General features: G+C 73.3%; 10 protein-coding genes. 5 read left to right on the top strand and 5 right to left on the bottom strand.

The annotated features are described in order from the left end of the window. Positions 1-88 precede the first annotated feature (88 nt). The gene (locus ACWGKI_RS18050) at positions 89-3844 is read right to left on the bottom strand and encodes a S8 family serine peptidase (RefSeq protein WP_452188836.1); all 3756 of its coding nucleotides are present in this window, start codon (positions 3842-3844) and stop codon (positions 89-91) included. Positions 3845-3939: 95 nt separating this feature from the next. Between ACWGKI_RS18050 and ACWGKI_RS18045 the strand changes: the two genes are divergently transcribed. Continuing rightward, complete coding sequence (locus ACWGKI_RS18045) at positions 3940-4911, top strand: hypothetical protein (RefSeq protein ID WP_452188834.1); 972 nt, start codon at positions 3940-3942, stop codon at positions 4909-4911. A 94-nt stretch (positions 4912-5005) separates the two neighbouring features. On the opposite strand, the gene ACWGKI_RS18040 is transcribed toward ACWGKI_RS18045, so the two are convergent. Next, on the bottom strand, positions 5006-10999 hold the full coding sequence (locus tag ACWGKI_RS18040) for a GH92 family glycosyl hydrolase (protein WP_452188832.1): 5994 nt from the start codon (positions 10997-10999) through the stop codon (positions 5006-5008). 165 nt (positions 11000-11164) lie between these two features. Between ACWGKI_RS18040 and ACWGKI_RS18035 the strand changes: the two genes are divergently transcribed. Together ACWGKI_RS18035 and ACWGKI_RS18030 are read left to right on the top strand one after the other, a co-directional pair. Further along, positions 11165-11884 (top strand): ThuA domain-containing protein, encoded by a 720-nt coding sequence (locus tag ACWGKI_RS18035; protein ID WP_452188830.1) that lies wholly within the window; start codon positions 11165-11167, stop codon positions 11882-11884. A 68-nt stretch (positions 11885-11952) separates the two neighbouring features. After that, entirely contained in the window at positions 11953-12339 is a 387-nt protein-coding gene (locus ACWGKI_RS18030) for a VOC family protein (RefSeq protein WP_452188828.1), read from the top strand. A 49-nt stretch (positions 12340-12388) separates the two neighbouring features. On the opposite strand, the gene ACWGKI_RS18025 is transcribed toward ACWGKI_RS18030, so the two are convergent. Together ACWGKI_RS18025 and ACWGKI_RS18020 are read right to left on the bottom strand one after the other, a co-directional pair. Further along, a complete protein-coding gene (locus tag ACWGKI_RS18025; RefSeq protein WP_452188826.1) occupies positions 12389-13453 on the bottom strand; it encodes an S-methyl thiohydantoin desulfurase domain-containing protein in 1065 nt (354 codons plus the stop codon). 65 nt (positions 13454-13518) lie between these two features. Beyond that, positions 13519-15162, bottom strand: coding sequence for an OPT/YSL family transporter (locus tag ACWGKI_RS18020; protein WP_452188824.1), 1644 nt, complete (start codon positions 15160-15162; stop codon positions 13519-13521). A 217-nt stretch (positions 15163-15379) separates the two neighbouring features. On the opposite strand from ACWGKI_RS18020, the gene ACWGKI_RS18015 reads away from it, so the two are divergent. Beyond that, positions 15380-16210, top strand: a complete 831-nt coding sequence (locus ACWGKI_RS18015) for an IclR family transcriptional regulator (protein WP_452188822.1) — start codon at positions 15380-15382, stop codon at positions 16208-16210. A 38-nt stretch (positions 16211-16248) separates the two neighbouring features. On the opposite strand, the gene ACWGKI_RS18010 is transcribed toward ACWGKI_RS18015, so the two are convergent. Beyond that, positions 16249-16749, bottom strand: a complete 501-nt coding sequence (locus tag ACWGKI_RS18010; protein WP_452188820.1) for a tRNA (cytidine(34)-2'-O)-methyltransferase — start codon at positions 16747-16749, stop codon at positions 16249-16251. A gap of 206 nt (positions 16750-16955) precedes the next feature. Here ACWGKI_RS18010 and trpS point away from each other — a divergent pair, with 206 nt between their 5' ends. Further along, the gene (gene trpS / locus ACWGKI_RS18005; protein ID WP_452188818.1) at positions 16956-18080 is read left to right on the top strand and encodes a tryptophan--tRNA ligase; all 1125 of its coding nucleotides are present in this window, start codon (positions 16956-16958) and stop codon (positions 18078-18080) included. Positions 18081-18145: the final 65 nt, after the last annotated feature.

Below are 18145 nucleotides of genomic sequence, written 5' to 3'. Positions count from 1 at the left end.
TGCGTGCTGAATCGATCCTCAAGATGGACTTTTGAGGATCGATTCAGCACGCACGTTGCGTCCCCGGGGGTCGTGCGGGGGCCGCGGGTCAGCGCACCTGGAAGACCCGCAGCATCGCCTGCTCCACCTGGCTGCCCGACGCGTCCTTCAGCACGGTGCACAGGTGCACGAACCCGCCGGCCGCCTGCTCGTTCGGCACCTCGGCGGTCCAGCTGCCGTCCGCGCCGCGGACCACGGGCACGTCGTGCCAGTCGGTCACCTGCGACAGGACCGTCTGCGTCCCGGTGGCGTACTGCAGCGTGACCCCGGTGAGGTCGACGGGCCGGCGTGTGGCGTCCGACGTCGCACCGAGCACCACGTGCACCGGCTCGCCGCTCGGCGCGCGGTCGGTGAGGTCGGTGCCGACCTCGAGGCGCGGCACCAGCAGCGGCTGGGTGCCCTGGGCGGCCCGCTCGGTCGGGAACGTCCAGTCGGTCGTGTAGGCGAGCCCGAGCAGCGAGGTGGCGGTGCTGCGGCGCGTGAACTCCTGCCGCACGTGCACCTCGCTGGGCGTCGACGGCACGGGGTAGAGCGCACCGACCGGGGCGACGGGCGTGCCGTCCACCCAGACCCTCCGGTACGTCGTGTCCGAGTAGTAGAGGCCGGTCGAGTCGTGGCCGGCCGCGTCGCCCCAGGCGGAGAGCGTGACCGCCAGCCCGTTCAGCCTGCGGTCGACCAGCGGCACGTCGTTGGTGTTCGACGACGCGCCGAGCGGCGTGCCCAGCCACGACGTCGGCTCGGTGCTGCCCGGCGCGTACGTGCGCGGGCCCTCGAACGACGACGCGCTGGAGAAGTTGGTCGTCATCCGCGTGATCGTGGTCCAGCGCACGTCCGGCGACGCCGTGTAGTACTCGGTCCGCTCCAGGGGCGCGGTCACGGGCAGGAGCGACCCGCCGGCGTACACGGACCCGGCGCCGGGCAGCACGAGGCCGATGTCGAGGAACCAGGTGCGCGAGTCCGCGGCCTGCGAGTGGTACGTCGTGGGGACGGTGGCGAGGTCGGCGTCGCGCACGCGCTGGACGCCCGTCGGCACGACGCCGTCCAGCACGGTGGCGACGTTGTACAGGTAGGGGCTGGTCGCCACGGGCTGCCCGGACCACGACATGGTCACGGGTCCGGCGGCGAGCTCCGCGAGGAGGGCCTCGCCGTCGGCGCGTGTGATGGTGACCATCGGCAGCGTCACGCCCGACCCGGAGGTGGTGAAGCGGCCCTGCGCCGACGACGAGTACGCGAGCACGCCCAGGGCTCCGCGGCCCCGCAGCGCGCGGTCCCACTGCAGGCTGTTGCCGCCCTGGACCGCCGTGGCGGCGTCGACGAGCACGATCTTGCCCTCGACGTCCGCGGCGTCGAGGTTCGCGACCGTCCCGGGGCCGACGGAGACCAGCGGCGCGGAGGCGTGGCCGTCGAACTCGGGGGCGAGGCTGACGGGCAGGTCGTCGACCGTGTGCCCGCCGGACGAGGTCATGGTGAGGCGCGGCGCGGTGAGCCGCGCGGTCGCCTCGAACGTGAACGCGTCGTCGACCTTGGCGCGGGTGGTGTACAGGTGGTTGACGTACGACGGCACGGTGGTGAGCGCACCCGTGCGCATCCCGCCGTCGTCACCGAGGCCGTACGTGAAGCCGACGGAGAACCCCTGCGGCTCGCCGGGACGGTCGGTGCGCCAGCTCAGCTCCGTGGCCTCGCGCGCGTCGAGCACGACGGTGGTGTCGCCGTCGACCCGCACGTGGTCGGTGTAGACCTGCGAGACCGAGTCGACCTGACCGTGGTTGCCCGGCACGTCCCGCGTGAGGATCACGCCCGAGAAGTCGTACGTGCCGTAGGGGAGCGTGAGGTCCACGCTGCCGTCGCCGACGCCGTAACGGGAGCCGGTGTCGCGGTGCCGGTCGATCACCTGGAAGGAGGAGAAGGAGTCGGGCGCCTCGCCGAAGCGGTTCGTCGTCCGGACCGTCACGGTCGCGGTCGGGGCGGTCAGGTCGGCCCACACGGGGACGGTGACGCGGGCGCCGTCGGGCCCGACGCCGACGATCCGCCCGGTGACCGTGCCGTAGTCGTCGTCCTGCACGTGCCGGGACGGGTCGACGACGACCGGGACGTCGGCCGTCCCGTGCGCGGGGACCACGACCCGGTGCTTCGGCGCGCCGAGCGCGAGCACCCGGCCCGGCAGGCGGGAGCCGTCGTCGCCGTACGTCTGCAGGCTGAGGGAGAGCGTCACGTTGTCGTCGGAGGTGTTGGTGAGCGTCACGGGCCGGCGGACCGGCTCGAGGTCGCCCTGGGGGAAGGCGTACGTCCCGAGGTCGACGCCGGAGGCGGCGGTGACCGCCTGGTCGACGGCGCGGCCGACGTCCATCGGCCCGGCGCCCTGGTCGAGCACGGGGGCGTCGGTCGCGGCGGCCGCGGACGTCAGGGCGTCCTTGACCTGCTGCGGCGTCCAGCCGGGGTGCCGCTGCTGCACCAGGGCGGCGCCACCGGCGACGTGCGGGGTGGCCATGGACGTGCCCGACATCGCGACGTACGGCAGGTCGTCCCCGCCGCCGGCGCGCGCCGCCACGACGTCCACGCCCTGGGAGGCGATGTCCGGCTTGGCGGCGGGGCCGCCGACGGACGGCCCGCGGCTGGAGAAGGAGGCGGTGCGGTCGTCGCGGTCGACGGCGCCGACGGTGAGCGCCGACGGCGCGCAGCCGGGCGTCGAGACCTGGCCGTGCAGCCCCTCGTTGCCCGCCGCGATCACGAACAGGGCGCGGTCGGAGAGCGCCTCGACGAGGTCGACGTCCGGGCCTGCGCAGGTGGTGGTGGACGAGTCGCCGAGGGACATCGAGACGATGTCGGCACCCTGGTCGACGGCCCACTGCATCCCGGCGAGGATCCACGACGTCTGGCCGGAGCCGTCGTCGTCGAGGACCTTGCCGACGAGCAGGTCCGCGCCCGGGGCCATGCCCGCGTAGCGCCCGTCGGAGGCCGCGCCCGTGCCGGCGATCGTGGAGGCGGTGTGCGTGCCGTGGCCGTTGCCGTCCTGGACCGAGCCGCCGGCGCTCACGAAGGAGCGGGTGGCGCCGACCTGGCCGGTGAGGTCGGGGTGCTGCTGGTCGTAGCCCGTGTCGAGCACGGCGACGGTGACGCCGGAGCCGTCCAGCCCTTCGTCGTGCGCGGCGCCCGCGCCGGTCAGCGGCACGGTCGGCGGAAGGTCCGTGACGGCGGTGCCGTGCACCTTGCTGTCCAGCCAGATGCGCTCGACGGCGCCCGCCGAGCGCGCCCCGGAGCCGGGCTCGAGCCCGGCCCACGCCGCGGTGGCGCGGTCCTTGTCGATCGACAGGGCCGTCGCGTCGATCGCGGGGAGCTCGGCCGTGGTGGTCGTGCCGCGGGCGGCCGCCCGCGGGGCTGCGCCGTCGGCGTGCTCCACGATGACCGGCAGGGAGTCGCTCGACGCGTCGTCGTACCCGTCGCGCCACAGGAGGCTGAGGTCGAAGAGCCGCTCGTCGAGCGTCCCGGCGTCCACCAGCGGCTGCGCCGCGGGCGGGACGAGGTAGGTCTCGTCACCCTCGACGTACGTCGTCGTGACCTGGTCGTCGCCGGCGAGGCGCGCCTCGGCGACGTCGCCGTCCGCGTCGATGCGCGCGGTCACGACGTCGCCGGTGACGAGCGTGAACCGCGCGACGGCGCCGGCTGCGGGCTCGGCCTGCTCGGCGGGTGCGGCGGCGGTGGCGGCGGTGGCGGCATCGTCGGCCGACGCGGCCGTGGCGCCGCCGGCGAGCAGTGCGAGCGCGGCGGCGGCGGTGGTGCCCCTGCGCGTCCGGGCATGACGGTTCATGTCGGTCTCCCTTCGGTGGGGCAACTCTGGACCACGGACGTCCGGTGCGGGCGGGCCGGGGGTGGCGGGCTCGTGCCATGGCGGATAATCGCCACGTGCTGGGAGACCTGGGTGCCCGCCTCGGGCCCGACGACGAGGCGGTCTACCGCCTGGCGATGACCGGGCCGGGCATCTCGCCCGAGGGCGGGGCCGCGGTGCTGGGGCGGTCCGCCGACGAGGTCCGGGGGAGCATCGACCGGCTCGCGGAGGGCGGGCTCCTGGTCCCCGCGGGCGACGGCGCGCTGTGGGCGGCGACGCCGCCCGAGGTGGCGCTCGGCCCGGTCGTCGCGCGGTCGCGCGAGCGGCTGCGGCGCGACGAGAACGTCTTCGCGGAGCTTGTCGAGGCCTATCACGCCGAGCGCTCCGCGACGTCGCTGGAGGGCCTGGTCGAGCTGGTCGAGGGGGAGGCCCAGGCGGCGCGGGTCACGCAGCTCGAGATCGGCGCCCGCGAGTCGTTCTGCGCGTTCCAGACGGGCGCGAACACCGTGGTGCCCGTGGCCGCGACGCTCGACCCGGAGTGGACCCCGCCGGGGCTCGGCCCGGACACGCAGCGGCCACCGGCCATCCGCGGAGACCTCGCCTACCGGCTCGTCGTCGACGCGTACTACCTCCAGGAGCCGGGGGCGCTGCGCAAGCTCGACGACTGGCTCGCCGCGGGCCAGGAGATCCGCGTCTCGGACGAGGCGCTGCCGAAGGTGCTCGTGGCCGACGGGTCCGTCGCGATGGCGAAGGTGGCGCCGGACGCGGCGGTCGTGCTGCGCGGCCCGCTGGCCGGGCTCGCCCAGGCGCTGTTCGAGGCGACGTGGCGCGGGGCCCGGCCGTACCTCCCCGGCGGTGCGGAGATCCCCGCCGAGGACGCCCAGCTCCTGCAGCTCATGCTCGCCGGGCTCACCGACGTGGCGATGGCGAAGCAGCTCGGCACGTCGCAGCGCACGGTGCAGCGGCGCCTGCGGGCGCTGATGGACTCCGCGCACGTCACCACCCGCGTCCAGCTCGGGTGGTACGCCCTGCGGCACCGCTGGGTCTGACCCGGACCGGCCCTCGCGTCCAGGTCCGAAACACGCCCGTGCCCGGGCCGGCAGGTTGCCGACCCGGGCACGGGATGGTGCGCTCCCGTCCGCGTCAGGACGAGGCGGGGATGTTCGCCAGCAGGGCGCTCAGCGCGCTCGCCTGGGTGCGCCAGTCGAACACGTTCGCCTTGTCGGTCCCGCTGCCCCCGGCCCAGCGCAGGCCGAGGCGGTCCTCGCCGTTGCGGTCGTGGGCCCAGACGGACCCCGCCTGGCGGTCGACGAACCCCTGGTAGGGGTGGTCGTCGAGGGCGTCGTTCAGGTCGCCCAGGTACCGCAGGAAGATGCCCTTGAACTGCTTGGCGTTGTCGTCGCAGGTGCCCGCCGGGTCGCACTCCTCGGTGAGGATCCCGTCGGTGACCAGCTCCGGGTCGGTGGTGCCGGCGTCCGCGAGCCGGCGCACGGTCGTGAGGACCGACGCGTCGCCCGTGGCCCGGTAGAGCTCGAGGCCGCCACCGAGGAACACGCCCTGGTTGTACGTCCACACGGTGCCGCCGTTGTTCTCGCAGTCACCGTTGAGCCCGTCGTTCACCAGCCCGTCGGCGTTGATCATGCCGCTGGAGGTGATCCAGTCCCAGCCGGCCTGCGAGCGCGCGAGCCACGTGGTGTCGCCGTCGATCCGGTTGTGCAGCTCGGCCGTCAGCCGCACCCACAGCCCGTTCGTGACGGCGTTCTTGTAGGTGCGCTCGTGGTCCCACCACACGCCTCCGCCGCAGGTGCTGGTGTCCCAGTAGCCGTTGACGAACTCGCCGACCTTCTCCGCCATGTCGAGGTACTTCTGGTCGCCGGTGAGGTCGTACGCCTGCACCCAGGCGAGGCCCCACCACTCGGAGTCGTCGATCGCGCGGCTGGTGAAGTTGCCCCACAGCTCGTCGCCCGAGAGCTCGCCCGCGGGGAACGTGCCCTTGTTGCGCTCGAACGTGCGATCCACCTGCGGCAGGTAGCTCCGGTCGCCGGTGCGCTGCATGTACTCGATGACGGTCTCCGTCGCGACGGCGGAGTTCCACCAGCTCGACGGCCACCACGCCTTGTTCGGGTCGTAGTCGCCCATGAGCACCTCGGCGGCACGGGTGGCCCGGACCGTCGACGGCGGGGACGCGATCAGCTCGTCCAGGAGCGGCAGGAGGGCGGCCTTGGCGAGGCGGCTCACCCGGGAGTCCTTCGCGTCGGCGACGGTCGAGCGCAGCTCGGCCAGCGCGTCCGCGAGGGGGGCGGCGTGGTTGCCGTCGGCGGCGTCCTGCGCCTCGTCGACCAGGTCGAGGAGGGTGCGCGAGAGGCCCTTGTTGATGTCGCCGCTGCGGGTCAGGTCCCCGATCTGGGCCCGGACCAGGCCGAGGCCTTCGCCGGCCCCGATCCACTGCGACACGACCAGCTCGAGGTCCTCGCGCACCCGGTCGGGCAGGAGGCTCTCCGGCGTGCCGTCCATGACGGCCTTGAGCGCCCGCACCTGGGCGCGCACGCCGTCCGTGTCGCCGTCGTCCTCGGCCGCCTGGGCGGCGTCGACGACGTCGCCGAGCTCCCGTGCGGTGCGTGCCGGGATCTGCCGGTCGTGCCGTGCGTCGTCGAGCACGGCGGCGATCTCCGCCACGCGCGGCTGGTGCGCCAGGAGCTCCAGCTCGGACAGCGAGGTGGCCTTGTCCTGCGACGCGGTCACGAGGAGCCGGTAGTGCCCGTAGATGCCCGGGTCGGCCACGGAGAACGCCCGTGTCTGCTGCCGGTCGGCGAACTTCTGCGCGCGCCGGGAGTCGAGCGTGACCCACTTCTTGCCGTCGGCCGAGCCCTGCAGGGTCCAGGCCTTCGGGTCGCCTCCCGCCTCGGCCGCGGACGTCAGCGTGTACATGGTCACGCGGGCCGTTCGCCCCTTGAGCTCGTAGGCCGCGGTGGGCTTGGCCGAGGTGAACGTCGTCGACGTGGCCGACGTGTCGTCGAACAGCGCGCCGGCCTTCGCGACGGCGTCGTCCGTGCTCGCCGTCCCCTTCTTCGGGCCGGTGACGTCGGCGAGCGGGTCGGGCACGTCGTCCCCCTGGGTGATCGACGGCAGCGCGTCGTCGTCGCCCGTGCCCCACGCCGAGGGCGTCGGACCCATGTCGAACTCGATCGTGCCGCCGGCGGCGAGCTGCTCCTGCGTGAAGAAGGTCGCCGTCTGGGGCTTGCCGTCGACGGTGACGCCCTGGATGTAGACGTTCTTCGCGCTGTTGTCCGGCGCGCTGAGCACGAGGTCCTTGCCGCCGGCGAGGTGGATCGTCGCCTTCGTGAACAGCGGGGAGCCGATCGCGTAGGTGGGGCTGCCCACCTGCAGCGGGTAGAAGCCGAGGGCGCTGAAGACCTGCCAGCCCGACATCTCGCCGTTGTCCTCGTCGCCGGGGTAGCCCTGGCCGATCTCGCTGCCCACGAAGGCGCGGGAGAGCGCCTCACGGACGATCTTCTGCGTCTTCGACGGCTGGCCGACGGCGTCGTACAGGTACGGGATGTGGTGCGAGACCTGGTTGCTCAGGCCCCACTGGCCCAGGCGGACCGCCTTGGCCTCGCGCATCTCGTGGATGACGCCGCCGTACGCGCCGGGGAACTGCGCCGTCTCGGGCGTGGTGAAGAACTCGTCGAGCTTGTCGGCGAGCGCGCCGCGGCCGCCGTACAGGTTCGCCAGGCCCTGCGGGTCCTGGACCGCGTGGAACGCGAAGTTCCAGCCGTCGGTCTCCGTGTACGGGCTGCCCCACGCGCGGGGGTCGAAGTCGGCGGCGGCCTGCGACCAGTCACCGTCGGCGTCCTTGGCGCGGAAGAACCCGGTCTCCGGGTCGAACAGGCGGACGTAGTTCTGCGACCGGTTCAGGTAGTACTCGTAGTTGTCGGCGTACTCCTGGTGGCGCGGGTCGGAGTCGTCGGAGGCGTCCAGGAGCTTCTTCGACATCGTCGCGATGCCGTAGTCGTTCAGGTAGTCCTCCAGCGACCACGAGGCGCTCTCGTGCGTCGACGCCGGCGTGTAGCCGAGGAACGTCGCCTGCTCCTGACCCTTGCGGCCGACGTGCTCGTTCGGCGGGGCGACGGACGCGTTCTTCAGCGCGGCGTCGTACGCCCGCTGCACGTCGATGTCCTCGACGCCCTTGCCGAGCACGTCGGAGAACGCGACGTCGGAGCTGGTGCCCGTCATGGAGTTCGCGTAGCCCGGGGCGGACCAGCGCGAGACCCAGCCGCCGTCGTCGAACTGCTGGGTCATGCCGTCCACCATCTCGGCGGCGTCGTCCGGGTACAGCAGGGCGTACGCGGGCCACGTCGTGCGGTAGGTGTCCCAGAAGCCGTTGTTGACGTAGACCTTGCCGTCGACGACCTTCGCGCCGGTCCTCGTCGCCGTCGTGCCTGCGGGCGCGGGGTCGAGGCCCGTGCCGGACTGGTCGACGTGCTTCCACTCGGGCGCGGCCGCCGTGCCGACGTTCTCGTGCCCCGAGTTCGGGTAGAGGTTGAGGCGGTACAGGTTCGAGTACAGCGTGGTGAGCTGGTCCTGCGAGGCGCCCTCGACGTCGATGACGCCGAGCTTGGCGTCCCACAGCGCCTGCGCGCGGTCGCGCACCTGCTCGAACGTGTCGTCGCCGGCGATCTCGAGGTCGAGGTTGTGCTTGGCCTGCTCGACGCCGAGCAGCGACGTCGCGATCCGCATCTCGACCGTCTTCGTCGTCGACGTGTCGAAGGTCAGGTACCCGGCGACCTTGTCGCGGCCGCCCGGGTCGAGCCTGTCGCCCGCGGTGGCCGGCCGGTCGAACGTCGCGTAGACGTACATCCGCTTGTACCCGTTGCTCTGGCTGCCGCCGGCGACGTCGGTGTAGCCGGACAGGGTGCCGGCCGCCGGGTCGAGCGTCAGCCCGCCGTCGTTGCGGACGTTGTCGAGGATGACGTTCGACTCATCGCCGGTGAACGTGAACCGGAACATCGCGGCGTGGTCGGTCGGCGCGATCTCGGTCTTCATGCCGTCGTCGAACGTCACGCCGTAGTAGTACGGGCGCGCCACCTCGTTGTCGTGGCTGAACGTCTTGGCCCGCACGGAGCGGGTGGCGTCCGGCGTGCCGGCCGCGGCCGACGGCATGACCTGGAACATCTGGCGGTCAGCGATCCACGGGCTCGGCTCGTGGCTGAGGTTGAACGACTCGATCTGCGGCCGGTTCTGGCCGTCGTTGTCCTTCTGGTAGGCGTACAGCCAGTTCGTGGACCCGGCGTCGGTGGACGGCGTCCAGAAGTTGAAGCCGTGCGGCACCGCGGTGGCGGGGATGTTGTTGCCGCGCGAGAAGTCGCCGGTCGAGTTGGTGCCGCGCGTCGTCAGGACGTGGTCCGACGGGTGGTCGGAGGTGGCCGGCGCGGGCGCGTCTCCGATGGAGATGTCGTCGACCCAGCCGCTGAAGTCCGCCGGGCCGGCGGCGTTGTCGTAGCCGACCAGGACGCGGTCGATCGTCTTGCCCGCGGCGACGGCGCCGAGGTCGCTCTGCACGGCGTTCCACTGGTTCACGTACAGCGACTTCGCGTCGCCCTGGCCCTGCGGGTCGAGGGCGAAGCCGTGGCCGTCGGTGGCGGCGAGGTCGCTGAGGTAGGTGCCGTCGGTGAAGGCGAGGTCCACGGCGACGTGGGTGCTCGCGTACGACTGGTCCTTCTCGGAGGCCTCCGGGAACAGCTTGTACGACAGCTGCGTGTCGGCGCCGACGGGCACGTCGACGTCGAGGACGCGGTTGTCCGCGTAGCCGCGGCCGCCCGACGTCTGGCTGCCGGCGTAGCGCAGCGCGTGCGTGCCGGTCCAGCCGGCCTGCGTCTTCGCCGCGTACGCGCTGGCCGGGCCGGTGCCGAGCGTCGTCGCCATCGGGGTGGCCGGCGCCGCCTCGGTCGAGACGAGCCACTCGGCGAGCTGGGTGCCGTCGCTGCCGGAGTTCTCGGTGACCTTCAGGCGGTAGTAGCGGAACGCCTTCGGCTCCGCGACGGTGTACTGGCGCGTCTCGAGCCGCTCCGCGAAGCCCTGGTTGGTGCGGGTGTCGAGGGTGGTCCAGGCGTCGCCGTCGTTCGAGCCCTCGAGCTTCCAGGAGCGCGGGTCGCGGTCGGGGGCGTCGCCCGCGGAGGCGAGCGCGTAGGTGGCGACGGGCGCGGCCTTCTCGAGCTCGTAGGTGACCGACGGCGTCCGGGAGCCGACGAGCCACTTGGTGCTCACGTCGCCGTCGGCCAGGTTGGCCGCGACCTCGTTCGGCGGGTTCTCGCCGCTGGCGGTCACCTTCGCGACGGAGTCCGTGACGTCGCCCGGGAAGTCGATCGTGCCGGGCTCGAGCCGCTGGACGGACGCGTCGGCGACGACGACGTCGAGCGCGCCGCTGCTGTGGGTGCGGACCTGGAACTGGGGCCGGCCGCCGCCGATGGCAGGGCGGGCGATGTCGACCGTCACGGTGGTCGGCTCGGCGGAGAGCGTGACCTCCTCGCCGCCGACGTCGCGGTTGCCGTCGTAGACGTTGAGGAACACCGTGCCGCTGCCGCTGAGCGTGACCTTCGCGCGCAGCGGGACGCCGCGCTCGAGGTCGGGCATCGGCACCTGCACCCAGGTCTCGCCGGCCGACTGCATCGCCCAGTGCATCGCGGAGTCGCCCTGCGCGGCGGTGGGTGCGAGCGTGCCGGGCACGTTCCCGACGCCGTTCTGGAAGGGGCCCTCCCAGGCGAGGGCGTCGGTCGCGCCGCCGAGCAGGTTGCCGCCCACGGGCGTGCTCGGGCTGCGCTCGAGCACGGTGGTGCCGACGACGCCCGAGGAGCGCGGGCCGTCGGGTCCCTGCTCGACCTCGCTGTCCCACGTGGGCTGCGGGTCGTCGGGCTCGAACGAGGTGAAGAACGAGCCGCCGTCGGTGGCAGTCGTGGCAGTCGTGGCAGCCGTGGCAGCCGTGGCGGGGGCGGCCGTCGCGACGCCCGCGACCCCGACGCCGGTGGCGCCGAGCGCGAGGGCGAGGACCGGGGAGACGGTGACCTGCAGGCAGCGTTCGCGCGCCGAGGCGCGCGGCCGGGGTGGCTCGGACAGGGGCGGGGTGATCGGGCGAGAAGGCATCAGCGACCTCAGTGCTCGGGGCGGCGCGTTCGCCACCGCTTGACAGCGTTGTCTATGCAGCCTCACGAGACCACAACTTCAGGATTTACTCAATATGAAAGAGGAAACTCCTCGCCCTGCGTGGTGGGTGGCGCAGGGCGCGTCGTTGCGCCACGCTCGGGGGCCGTGACGACCCCTGCGACGCCCCCGCCGACCGCCCGTGTCCTCGTCCTGAGCGGCCGCGGCCGCCACGAGGACCCCTGGCACGACCACGCGGCCACGTCGCACCGGCTCGCGCTGGTGCTGGCCGGCCTGGACCGCCCCGCAGGCGTCGACGTCGTCGTCCGCAGCACCTTCCCTGACGCGCTCGACGACCTCGACGAGGTCGACCTGCTCGTGGTCAACGCGGGCACGCCGTGGCCGGGGTTCCGTGAGGCCGGGATCGGCCCGGACGACGCCGCGTGGGCGCCGTTCCACGCGCGCCTCGACGCGTGGGCGCGTGCGGGCGGCCGGATCCTCGCCGTCCACCAGGCCGCCAACGCGTTCGGCGACCGTCCCGCATGGGAGGAGGTGCTCGGCGGCCGGTGGGTGCCGGGGGAGTCGATGCACCCGCCGCTCGGGCCGACCACCGTGCCGCTCGCCGCCGGGACGCACCCGATCACCGACGGCCTGGGTGCCGTCGACGTCGTCGACGAGCGCTACTGCCGGCTGCGCGTCGCGCCGACGTCGCAGGTGCTGGGCTGGGTGACCGACGACGAGGGCGAGCGGCACCCGGCGGTCTGGGTCGCCGTCGCGCACGGCGGCCGCACCGTCTACTCCGGCCTCGGCCACGACGTGCGCTCCTACGACTCCCCGTCGCACGCCGAGCTCCTGCGGCGCGCGGCGACCTGGCTGCTGGAGGAGTGACGCGCGCCGACGAGCCATCTCGATGTCGAGTATCTTGACGTCAAGATAGAGGACGACGAGGAGACGACATGCGACTGCACCATGTCCAGGTGGCCTGCCCGCGCGACGGCGAGGACGCCGCGCGCGCGTTCTACGGCGCGGGCCTGGGGCTCACGGAGGTGGCGAAGCCGCCCGAGCTCGCAGGCCGCGGCGGGTGCTGGTTCCGGGGGTACGACGACGCAGGCGCCGTCGTGGCCGAGGTCCACGTCGGCGTGGAAGACCCCTTCGTCCCGGCGCGCAAGGCGCACCCGGCGCTCGTCGTCGACGACGCCACCACCCTCGACGCCGTCGCGGACCGGCTCGAGGCCGCGGGGTTCGACGTCGACCGCACCGAGCGCGAGTCGTTCACCGGCTACCTCCGGTTCCACACCCGCGACGGCGCCGGCAACCGGGTCGAGGTGCTCGCGCCCGCGTGACCCTCGCGCCCTCGACGGGCGCGTCGCCGGGCGGGGGCCGCGCGCCGGCTCATACGCCCGCGAGGGCGGGCACGGCGGGGGCGAAGGGGAAGCCGAGCAGCGACTCGAGCGGTGCGTACAGCTCCGGCATGTACATCGTCGGCGACAGGAGCAGGTTCTGCGCCGGGGCGACGAGCACGCTGACCTGCATGCCGACCTCGACGTCCGCCGACGCCAGCGGCCTGCCGTCGGAGTCGAAGGTCGTGATCAGGTCGGGGAACGACGCGCGGCGGTGGCCACCGACGTCGAGCGTCATGTACTCGTTGACGAAGTGCAGCCGCGTGGATTCGGCGTCGTCGAGGACGGCGACGCCGACGTCCAGCCCCTCGCTCTGGCGGCAGGCGTACTCGGCCACCGTGCCCGAGACCACGACCTCGCCGCCGAGGTGGTCGGCCGCCCCGGCGACACCGTCGGCGAGGTAGCGCTCACCCAGCGCGATGGCGAAGCTGATGGCCCCCGGGGCGCCGTGGTGCACCGCGTAGCCGACCTCGACAGGGTTGCGCGCGACCCCGACCCAGCCGTTCGCCTCGACGGACGCGCGGCGGACGACGTTCGACGTGGCGTCGAGACGGCCGGTGACCGAGCCCTCGACGGCGGCGGCGGGCTTGCCGCCGGCATACCCCTGGACGGACCGGTAGCCCTCGCGGACGTGCAGCCCCATCGCACCCATCTGGCTGGACGGGTGGGCGCGGCCGTTGCAGGCGAGGTCGATGACGGGCAGGCCCGTCATGGCCGCGTGGAACCAGCCGTTGATGCTGGTCTCCGCGCCGTTCTCGTTGGTGTGGAGCGCCGAGACCGGCGCCGGCAGGTCGCGGCGGAGCAGCTCCAGGGCGCGCAGCAGCTGGGTCGGGAGGACCTGCGGGTCGGGCGCGGCGGGAGCGCCGACCAGGGCGACGGTCGCGGTGAGGGCGTCGGGCGCGAACTCGTCCGCCGTCCAGAGCTCCGCGGTGCCCACCTGGAGGGCGAGCTCGGCGGTGCGCAGGCCGCGGCTGACGAACCCGCCGCCTCCGCCGCCGAGGATGGCGCCGCCGTAGACGGCGGCCTGGGCGTCGGCAGCGGTGAGGACTCGCTTCACGGGTGGGGCTCCTGGTTTCGAGGGTTGCGTACGGCGGTTGCCCGAGGGTCGGGCGTGGTCGTCGGCTATCTCGCCGTCTTCCAGACGCCGCTGGCGAAGGAGTAGAGGGCGTCGCCGGCGATCGCGCCACCGGCGAAGACTTCCAGGTCGGCCCTGACCTTCTGGCCCAGGACCCGAGGTGCCAGGACGCGGACGACGAGGCCTGCCAGCACCATCCATCCGGCCATCGGCGTGGTGATCAGGAGGCCCGTGGCGAGCAGGATGCCGAGCTGGCGCCGGGGGCCGCCGAGCAGCTGCACGAGCGCCCCCGGGACGGCCCACAGCGCCAGCTGCCGGGCGGTGTCGGCGGACGGACCAGCCTCGATCGCTGCCACGTACGCGGTGTCGATCGGGGCCACCTGGCCGTTGTCGAAGAACACCTGGTACGACAGGAGGACGACGACGATGGCGACGACGAAGCCGACCATCGCCGCGATGAGCTGCTGGCGCCGACCCTCGAGCTCGAAGGCCGGGTCGGCGTTCTCGCCGCGCAGCAGGTAGCCCGCCTTGAGGTCGTATCCCATGTCGGCGAAGGCGGGCCCGGTCGCGGCCGTGAACCCGGCCAGGACGACCAGGGCCTCCGGCGGGAAGCCGATGAGGATGCCGACGAGCAGCGTGATCAGCGCGATCGCGAACGCGGGGAACCAGCCCGAGTGCATCGCCGCGATGCCGACGAGCAGCTCGTGCAGGAAGGCGGCCGCTGCGGCGTAGACGATGAAGCCGACGAGCATCCCGGCGCTCATGTGGGTCGCGGCACCGGTGCCGAGCGCCAGGACCACCGAGATGGTCAGGTAGGCGCCGAGGCCGAGTCGTAAGGAGCTCCCCAGGCGTGCGGCGTCGGCCGCCCGACCGACCGCGGCGCGGTCCTGCGCGGCGTCGGTGCGGGACCGTCGCGAGACCAGGATCGTGCGCCCGACCTGCACCAGGGCGACGAAGCCCGCGCCCATCATCATGCCGTGGGGCAGGTACATGGCGTTGAGGTCCAGGCCGAGCAGCGGCCCCGCGTACTGGCTGGCCAGCAGCCCCGCGCCGAACGCCGTCATGGCACCGAGGCCACCGATGAGAGCCACGCCGAACGCCGACATCGGCAGGGAGAACACCGCCCCGGCGACGCCGGCGGCCATGCCCAGGCCGAGCACCTTCGCCCGCCGCCCGCCCTCGTCGCCTGCCTTGATGGCCTCGGCGGCGGCGACGCCCATGGGCCAGGGGCCCGACGCGGGGAACACGGGGGTGTCGTACGACCGGTACAGGAGCCAGGCATCCACGAGCATCGCCGCGGCGACCCCGACGAGCATCGGCACGATCATGTCGTCGAAGCCCATGAGGAACGGGATGCCGATCGGCAGGAAGAGGCTGTTCGCCGCACCGAACGTGGCCGAGGAGATCGACGTCTGCGCGAGGTTCTGCGCATGGACGGAGCGGTAGCCGCGGAAGGCGACCAGGGGCACGCGCGCGAGGGTCATCGCGGCGAGGGCGCCGATGAGGGCGGTGCTCGGCGTCACCCCGAGCGTGGCGAGCATCTGCACGCCGACGATCGCGCCGAACACGCTGAGCGCGAGGGTCAGGACGAGGTTGCCGGGAGCGAGGGCGCGGGGGTGGCGGTGCGCGTGGCTCCCGCGCGGCGGGACATCGGGGGACGCCGGAGGGTTCGGCGCGGCGTCGGTGCTCATGGGCGGTGCTCCTGACGAGATGGGTTCCCGCCGACGTTCACGAGCGGTTCCAGATTGTCGAATCGTGTGCAAGTATCTGGATCATCTACGGGGGTGGTTCGGGCGTCAAGATTCGTGCCTGACGCTCTCAGCATCTGGACCCCGGACGGTCGGCGGAGGTCCGCGCGCCGCCGCATACGATCGGCTCTCGCACCACACCTCGGGAGGCCGCGAACCTGTGAGCACACTCGCCAACGCACGTGACGTGCTGCGCCTGATGACCAGCCTGCAGCGCGACGTCACGGTGACCGACGTCGCCGCACGCCTCGGGGTGCCCAAGAGCTCCGTGTCCCGGACGCTGAGCATGATGGCCGAGTACGGGTTCCTCGAACGTGACCCCATGACCCGCGCGTACCGGCCCGGTGGCCTGATCATGGAGGCCTCGTACCACTTCCGCGCGTCGCGCGACACCATGACCCTCCTGGAGGAGGCGGTGGCCCGCCTGGTCGCCGACACCGGGTACACCGGGTACGTCGACGTGCTCGACGGCAGCGAGTCGCTCGTGCTGCACATGCGTATCGGGACCGCGGGCACCCTGCAGGTCTACACGCCGGCCGGGACGCGAGCCCCCGCCTATGCCAGCTCGATGGGCCGGGCGCTGCTCGCCCGCCTCGACGACGCCCAGGTGCTGCGTCTCGTCGACCCGGAGCTCGAGCACAGCACGGGCACAGCACCCACCAGTCGTGATGCGCTGCTCGCCACGCTGGCCCGGGTCCGTGCCGACGGCTGGGACGTCTCGCGCGGCGAGTGGGTGGCGAACGTCGGGGGGATCTCGGCCGCCGTGCTGGACGGCGGCACCGGCCAGGTGTTCGGCGTCGGGATCGCGATGCCCGTGCCCGAGCTGAGCGACGAGGTCGTCGCGCGGTACGGGACGCAGGTGCGTGACGCCGCTCAGCACGTCGGGAAGCTCGTCGGCGACCCGTACTGGCGGGAGTTCGCGTCGCCGGCGACAGTGCGTGTCGAAAGCCGCGACGAACGATCGGGGGACGACGGCGCGCCTGGAGCCTGAACCGCCCCGAGGGGGTGATCAGCGCGCCGCGACGATCGTCACGACGCGCCCGGGAAACCCGCCTGCCGCCAGGCCTCGTAGACGACGATCGAGGCGGCGTTGGTGAGGTTGAGCGACCGGCGGCCGGCCAGCATGGGGATCTTCACGCGGTCGGTGACGCGCGGGTGCTCCATCGCCTCCTCGGGCAGGCCGGTGGGCTCGGGCCCGAAGAGCAGCACGTCGCCGGGCCGGTAGGCGACGTCGGTGTACGTGGTGGTCGCGTGCGCGGTGAACGCGAAGACGCGGGCGTCGGGCAGCGCGTCGAGCGCGGCGTCGAACGACGGGTGCACGTCCATGACGGCGAGGTCGTGGTAGTCGAGCCCGGCGCGCTTGAGCTTGGCCTCCGACAGGTCGAACCCCAGCGGCTCCACCAGGTGCAGGCGTGCCCCGGTGACGGCAGCGAGCCGGATCGCCGAGCCGGTGTTCCCGGGGATCCGCGGCTCGTAGTAGACGACGTGGGCGAACGGGGACGGCGGGGTGGCGGGGAGCTGGTCGGGCACGGGCCGATTCTCCCACCGTGCCGTCACGGTGCCCGCGCCGGGCGTAGGGTGGGCGCCATGCTGATGCGCGCGTCCTGGTGGTGGCTGCCCCCGCAGCCGTGACCTGACGCGCCCACCAGCACCCGTCCCGAGCTGCCCGTCGCAGCCGGGACGTCGTCGTGTCCGGACCGGTCCGACGGGCGGCGATCCTCCGAAGGAGCCGCCCCATGTCCGTCCTGACCGCCCCCGCTTCCGCTGCCAGCGCCGCTGGCCCGGCCGCGGCTACCCCGAGCGCCGCCGTCGCGCAGGCCCGCTCGGCCGAGATCGAGGCCGAGATCGCCCGCGACCCGGGCCGCTTCCGCGTCCTGACAGGCGACCGGCCCACGGGCGCGCTGCACCTGGGCCACCTGCTCGCCACGCTCGACAACCGTGTCCGGCTGCAGGACGCCGGCGTGGAGGTGGTCCTCGTCGTCGCGGACTACCAGGTCATCACCGACCGGGACGACGCCGGCGACCTGCCCGCCGTCGTGCGCGAGGTGGTGCTGGACTACCTCGCCGCGGGGATCGACCCCGCGCGCAGCACGGTCTTCACGCACTCGGCCGTCCCGGCGCTGAACCAGCTGCTGCTGCCGTTCCTGTCCCTCGTCAGCGTGGCCGAGCTGGAGCGCAACCCCACGGTGAAGGCCGAGGCGGCCGACGCCGAGCGACGGCAGGGGCGCGGCATGTCGGGGCTGCTGTTCACCTATCCGGTGCACCAGGCCGCCGACATCCTGTTCTGCCACGGCAACCTCGTGCCGGTGGGGCTGGACCAGCTGCCGCACCTGGAGACGACGCGGACGGTCGCGCGGCGCTTCAACCAGCGCTACGCGGCCGCGAGCCCGTACTTCCCGGAGCCGGAGGCGCTGCTCACGCCGTCGCTGACCGTGCTGGGCGACGACGGCGCCAAGATGAGCAAGTCGCGGGGCAACGCGCTGGAGCTGCGCGCGTCGCAGGACGAGACGGTGCGCTTCTTCCGCCGGGCGCGCACGGACTCGGAGCGGCGCATCACGTTCGACCCGGAGGGCCGGCCCGAGGTGGCGAACCTGCTGCGCGTCGGCGCGCACTTCGCGGGGTCGACGCCGGAGGCGCTCGCGGAGTCGGTCGGGGACGCGGGGGCCGGGAGGCTGAAGGCCGTCGTGACGGAGGCGGTGGTGGAGGGGCTGCGGCCGCTGCGGGAACGTCGTCGTGCGCTGGCCGCCGACGCGCCCGCGGTGGTGCGGGACGTCCTCGCGCGGGGCAACGCACGGGCGAACGCCGTCGCCGACCGCACCCTGGCGGACGTCCGCAACCTCATGGGCACCGTCTACGCCTGACGCGCCGCAGCCGAACAGGGGGTTGTTCACGTTCTGAGCTCTCAGAACGTGAACAACCACCTGTT

The organism is Isoptericola sp. NPDC055881, from assembly GCF_053615895.1.
Note: the sequence above shows the minus strand (reverse complement) of the source record. Positions and strands in the feature narration are given on the sequence as shown.

What these genes read in the sequence shown, in the direction of transcription:
- ACWGKI_RS18050 (WP_452188836.1), bottom strand. Translation starts at nt 3,844, where the DNA reads ATGAACCGTCATGCCCGGACGCGCAGGGGCACCACCGCCGCCGCCGCG.
- ACWGKI_RS18040 (WP_452188832.1), bottom strand. Translation starts at nt 10,999, where the DNA reads ATGCCTTCTCGCCCGATCACCCCGCCCCTGTCCGAGCCACCCCGGCCG.
- ACWGKI_RS18030 (WP_452188828.1), top strand. Translation starts at nt 11,953, where the DNA reads ATGCGACTGCACCATGTCCAGGTGGCCTGCCCGCGCGACGGCGAGGAC.
- ACWGKI_RS18020 (WP_452188824.1), bottom strand. Translation starts at nt 15,162, where the DNA reads ATGAGCACCGACGCCGCGCCGAACCCTCCGGCGTCCCCCGATGTCCCG.
- trpS (WP_452188818.1), top strand. Translation starts at nt 16,956, where the DNA reads ATGTCCGTCCTGACCGCCCCCGCTTCCGCTGCCAGCGCCGCTGGCCCG.